This window comes from Thermococcus sp., from assembly GCF_026991495.1.
Classification (GTDB): domain Archaea; phylum Methanobacteriota_B; class Thermococci; order Thermococcales; family Thermococcaceae; genus Thermococcus.
In genome coordinates this window covers 1-4567 of record NZ_JALXBJ010000059.1, presented here as the reverse complement: position 1 = coordinate 4567, position 4567 = coordinate 1, and the positions used below count along the sequence as shown (strand labels likewise).

Annotated in this window: 5 protein-coding genes and 1 pseudogene; 4 read left to right on the top strand and 2 right to left on the bottom strand. The window is 57.8% G+C overall.

Features of this window, described 5'->3' with window-relative positions:
- Positions 1–56: 56 nt before the first annotated feature.
- The 4 genes from MVB78_RS07620 to MVB78_RS07605 all read left to right on the top strand — a co-directional run bounded on the left by MVB78_RS07620 (position 57) and on the right by MVB78_RS07605 (position 3402).
- Entirely contained in the window at positions 57–482 is a 426-nt protein-coding gene (locus MVB78_RS07620) for an archease (RefSeq protein ID WP_297489965.1), read from the top strand.
- A 9-nt stretch (positions 483–491) separates the two neighbouring features.
- Positions 492–1427, top strand: coding sequence for a tRNA (cytosine(49)-C(5))-methyltransferase (locus tag MVB78_RS07615; RefSeq protein ID WP_297489963.1), 936 nt, complete (start codon positions 492–494; stop codon positions 1425–1427).
- On the top strand, positions 1424–1900 hold the full coding sequence (locus MVB78_RS07610; protein ID WP_297489961.1) for a hypothetical protein: 477 nt from the start codon (positions 1424–1426) through the stop codon (positions 1898–1900). The genes MVB78_RS07615 and MVB78_RS07610 overlap by 4 nt, the downstream gene beginning before the upstream one ends.
- Before the next feature lie 62 nt (positions 1901–1962).
- Positions 1963–3402 (top strand): RtcB family protein, encoded by a 1440-nt coding sequence (locus MVB78_RS07605; protein ID WP_297489967.1) that lies wholly within the window; start codon positions 1963–1965, stop codon positions 3400–3402.
- 497 nt (positions 3403–3899) lie between these two features.
- On the opposite strand, the gene MVB78_RS07600 is transcribed toward MVB78_RS07605, so the two are convergent.
- Positions 3900–4148 (bottom strand): hypothetical protein, encoded by a 249-nt coding sequence (locus tag MVB78_RS07600; protein WP_297489959.1) that lies wholly within the window; start codon positions 4146–4148, stop codon positions 3900–3902.
- A gap of 146 nt (positions 4149–4294) precedes the next feature.
- A pseudogene (locus tag MVB78_RS07595) lies at positions 4295–4567 on the bottom strand (AAA family ATPase); the annotation flags it as partial.

Below are 4567 nucleotides of genomic sequence, written 5' to 3'. Positions count from 1 at the left end.
CCATCGAGCGGCGATCGAGGAAGGTTTAAACTCAATACTCCTTGGAGGTGACTGAGATGAGGGAATGGGAGCACTACGAGCACACCGCTGATATAGGCATCCGCGGATACGGCTCAACGCTTGAAGAAGCCTTTGAAGCGGTTGCTTTGGCCCTCTTCGACGTCATGGTGGACGTGAGAAAGGTTGAACCTAAAGAGTGCCGCGAGGTTGAGGTGGAAGGCGAGGACCTGATGGCCCTCCTGTACAACTTCTTGGAGGAGCTTTTGGTTCTCCACGACATGGAGGGACTCGTCTTCGGCGATTTTAGGGTTGAGATTGAAGAGGGCGGGGAGGGGTACAGGCTTAAGGCGAGGGCCTGCGGCGAGCCGTTAAGCGAGAAGCACGGGCCGAAGGAGGAGGTAAAGGCGATAACCTACCACGAGATGGAGATAAGGCAGCTCTCCGACGGAAGGTGGATGGCCCAGCTGGTTCCGGACATATGAGGTGGTCTCATGAGCGCGAGGGGCCTTATCAGAAGGGCCAATCCCGCTTTCTACGAGCGCTATTCGAAGCTCGAAGACAGCGACGAGTTCTGGGAGTTTCTGATAAAGCCGCTTAGACAGAGCATAAGGGTGAACACGCTCAAGGCACCGCTAGAGGTCGTTGTCGAGAGATTGAAGGAGGAGTTCGAGCTTGAACCAATCCCTTGGGTCCGCGAGGGCTTCTTCATCAACGTCGACAACCTCGCGAAGGTTCCGGAGCACGGTTTGGGGCTGGTATTCGGCCAGGAAGCGAGCTCGATGATCCCGCCGGTGGTGCTAAATCCCAAGCCGGGTGAGCTTGTCTTAGATATGGCCGCCGCGCCCGGCTCCAAGACCGGCCAGATAGCACAGTACATGGAGAACGAGGGGTGCATCATAGCGAACGACCCCAAGCCCAGCAGGGCGAACGTCCTCATCGCGAACCTCAACAGGATGGGCGTTTTGATAGCGCGCGTCACCACGAGGGACGGGGCATATTTCGGCCGCTTTGAGAACACGTTCGACAGAATCCTCCTCGATGCACCGTGCTCCTCGGTCGGAATGATAAGGAAGGGGTGGCGCTTTTTGGAAGAGTGGCGCCTGAAAGCAGTAATCAAGTACATGAACATCCAGAAGAGGCTCATCAAAGCGGCTTACGACGCTCTAAAGCCCGGTGGGACGCTCGTCTACTCCACCTGCACGATAGACCCCCTTGAGAACGAGGAGGTGGTTGATTATATCCTCAGGAAGACCAACGCGAGGATCGAGCCGATAAAGCTCCCGGTTCGGACGAGCGAACCCCTTTTGGAATGGGAGGGGAGAACTTACTCGCCCGAGCTGAAGAAGGCCCTGCGCATACACCCGAACGACAACGACACCGAGGCGTTCTTCATAGCGAAGATAACCAAGCCGGAGGGAGGGGAATGAGCGGGGAGAGAGGTGAGAAGGCCATCACTAACCCGAGGGACGAAATCGGAAAGCTGCCCGATTCGGAGCTGGTGAAAAAACTCCTCATCGAGAACTACGGCTACGCTCCCGATCTGGTCTACGAGATACGAGGGAGGTACCACAAGGTCTACGCCTGGAAGCCGTGCCCCCTTGAGGTTAAAGGTCCTGACAGGCAGGGCGTCTATTTCGCGAGGATCGAGAGCGACGGGATAAGGCTCAGCATTGAGGGGAGCTTCCTGGTCGGCCCAAAGGCGACGAAGGACGTTGTCGAGCTCGATGACGAAAGGGCTAGGCGCTATTTAACTGGAGAGAGCGTTGAGATAGGGGACAGAGAACTCCACGGCTGGGTGATAGTCCGGTGGAGGAACTACTTCCTCGGCTCGGCGAAGGCTAAAGCCGGGAAGCTGATAAACTACGTGCCGAAGGAGAGGAGGCTGAGGCTTGACCTGTAGTCAAAGGTGTCCCGCGAAACCTTAAAATAACTTTAGGGCGACCTAAGGTGGGGGTGGGAGAGATGGTACCGCTGAAGAGGATCGACAAGATCCGCTGGGAGATACCCAAGTTCGACAAGCGCATGCGCGTCCCGGGGAGGGTCTACGCGGACGACCAGCTCATAGAGAAGATGAGGAACGACAGGACCTTAGAGCAGGCGACCAACGTTGCCATGCTCCCGGGCATATACAAGTACTCAATAGTAATGCCGGACGGGCACCAGGGCTACGGATTCCCGATTGGTGGAGTGGCGGCCTTTGACGCCAAGGAGGGTGTAATAAGCCCTGGAGGAGTCGGTTACGACATCAACTGCGGTGTTAGGCTCATAAGGACGAACCTCACTGAGAAGGAGGTAAGGCCAAAAATCAAGGAGCTCGTCGATACGCTTTTCAAGAACGTTCCCTCTGGCCTTGGAAGCAAGGGTAGGGTAAGGCTCCACTGGACACAGCTGGACGACGTCTTAGCGGACGGTGCAAAGTGGGCAGTCGACAACGACTACGGCTGGAAGGAGGACCTTGAGCACCTCGAAGAGGGCGGAAGGATGGAAGGGGCTGACCCTGACGCGGTCAGCCAGAAGGCCAAGCAACGCGGCGCGCCCCAGCTCGGCTCCCTCGGCTCCGGAAACCACTTCCTTGAGGTTCAGGTCGTTGACAGAATATTCGACGAGCGGATCGCGAAGGCCTACGGTCTCTTCGAGGGGCAGGTCGTTGTCATGGTTCACACCGGAAGCAGAGGTCTCGGCCATCAGGTGGCGAGCGACTACCTCAGGATAATGGAGAAGGCAAACAGAAAGTACAGGGTGCCGTGGCCAGACCGTGAGCTGGTAAGCGTTCCCTTCCAGACCGAAGAAGGACAGCGCTACTTCAGCGCCATGAAGGCAGCGGCAAACTTCGCGTGGGCCAACAGGCAGATGATAACCCACTGGGTCAGGGAGAGCTTTGAGGAGGTCTTTAAGAGAAAAGCCGAGGACATGGGGATGGAGATAGTCTACGATGTCGCCCACAACATAGCCAAAGTTGAGGAGCACGAGGTCGATGGAAAGAAAGTCGAGGTGGTTGTGCACAGAAAAGGGGCCACGAGGGCCTTCCCGGCCGGCCACCCCGATGTACCGAGGGCTTACCGCGATGTAGGGCAACCCGTTTTAATTCCCGGCTCTATGGGAACCGCGAGCTACGTCTTGGCTGGAGCCGAGGGGTCGATGAGGGAAACCTTTGGAAGCTCCTGCCACGGCGCAGGAAGGCTGCTCAGCAGGAAGGCCGCAACCCGGCAGTACCGTGGGGACAGACTCAGAAACGAGCTGATGCGGAGGGGAATCTACGTCAGGGCGGCCTCTCTGAGGGTTGTTGCCGAGGAGGCTCCTGGAGCGTATAAGAGCGTTGACAACGTCGTCAACGTCGTCCACGAGGCGGGAATAGCGAACCTCGTTGCAAGAATGCGCCCGATGGGGGTCGCGAAGGGCTGACCCCTCGATTTGGGCTCCTTGAAATCTTTTTCGACGGCGGAACGTTTTTCACCTTTTTCTCCCAACCCCTTTTCCGGATTCCTCAAAGGGCGAAACGGTGACCTCTGTGGAGGGTATGGGTAACCCCCGCATTCGTAATTGGGGGTACCCCCGTCATCAGGGAGGACGGGAGGCTATTAGGGAGTTCCAGAGGTTGTTTCGTCGTAATGAGCCCGCGAGAGGAAGTCTCGGGGGGAGTCGGGGCTCCCGGGAACTGCATACGCACCGTCAGAAAGAGGGCTCAGGAGGATGCGAGGGAACTCAGGGGGCTTAAGGGGAGAGGCGTGAGCACCCAGCGGGCGGAGGTGGTATAGAGGGCTGCAGTTCAGGAGATTGGACTGGAACGAGCTGCTGAGGCACGGGAGGGTGAGAACGGCAAGGGTTCGCTCTAAGACAGCACCCGACGCCCTGAACCGCGTTGAGGGGTCCATTTCGGACCATGCTTAACCTCGCCCTGGTCAGCCCCCTTCTATCCCTATTATCTTCACGTAAACCGGCATCTCAGAGAGCTCCGTGAGCGTTCTCTCAGCCCCCTCCTTGGAGCCGGCGAGCATGACGAAGGCCAGATCGCCCCTGTACTCGGCCCACGTAAAGGTTACTATGTCAGCCCTTGCTATGGCGGCCCCGATGGCCCGCCTGGCCCTCTCACCGTATCTCCCGACGAGCTTTTCGGGGACGCTCAGAAGGATTCCGTATATCACTCCCATCACCCGCTCAAAGGAAGTTGGCCCGCTGGCCCATATACCATGAAGGTTAAAAGGGTTTCCCATGGGACTCAGCAAAGCCACCGGATTAAGGAGATAAATCCGGAAGGAATGAAAATGAATGGAAAATAGGGAGCCAAGGCCTGGCATCAGCCGCGCGACTGCTTGAACTGCTCCTGGATCTTCCTGTAGTACTCCATTGTCTCCCCGCTGATGCTCGGGCCCACCTTCTTCATAGCCTCCTCGAAGTCCCCCATCGTGACCTTGACCCTCGCCCTGACCTCATCGGCCCTCATCCCGGGTCTTATGATCCCCTCCTGGAGCGCCCTTCTCATCGCGATCAGTGCCGCTTCTCTGACGAGCGCTTCTATGTCAGCGCCGCTGTAACCCTCAGTCCTCTTGGCGAGCTCCTCAAGGTTCAC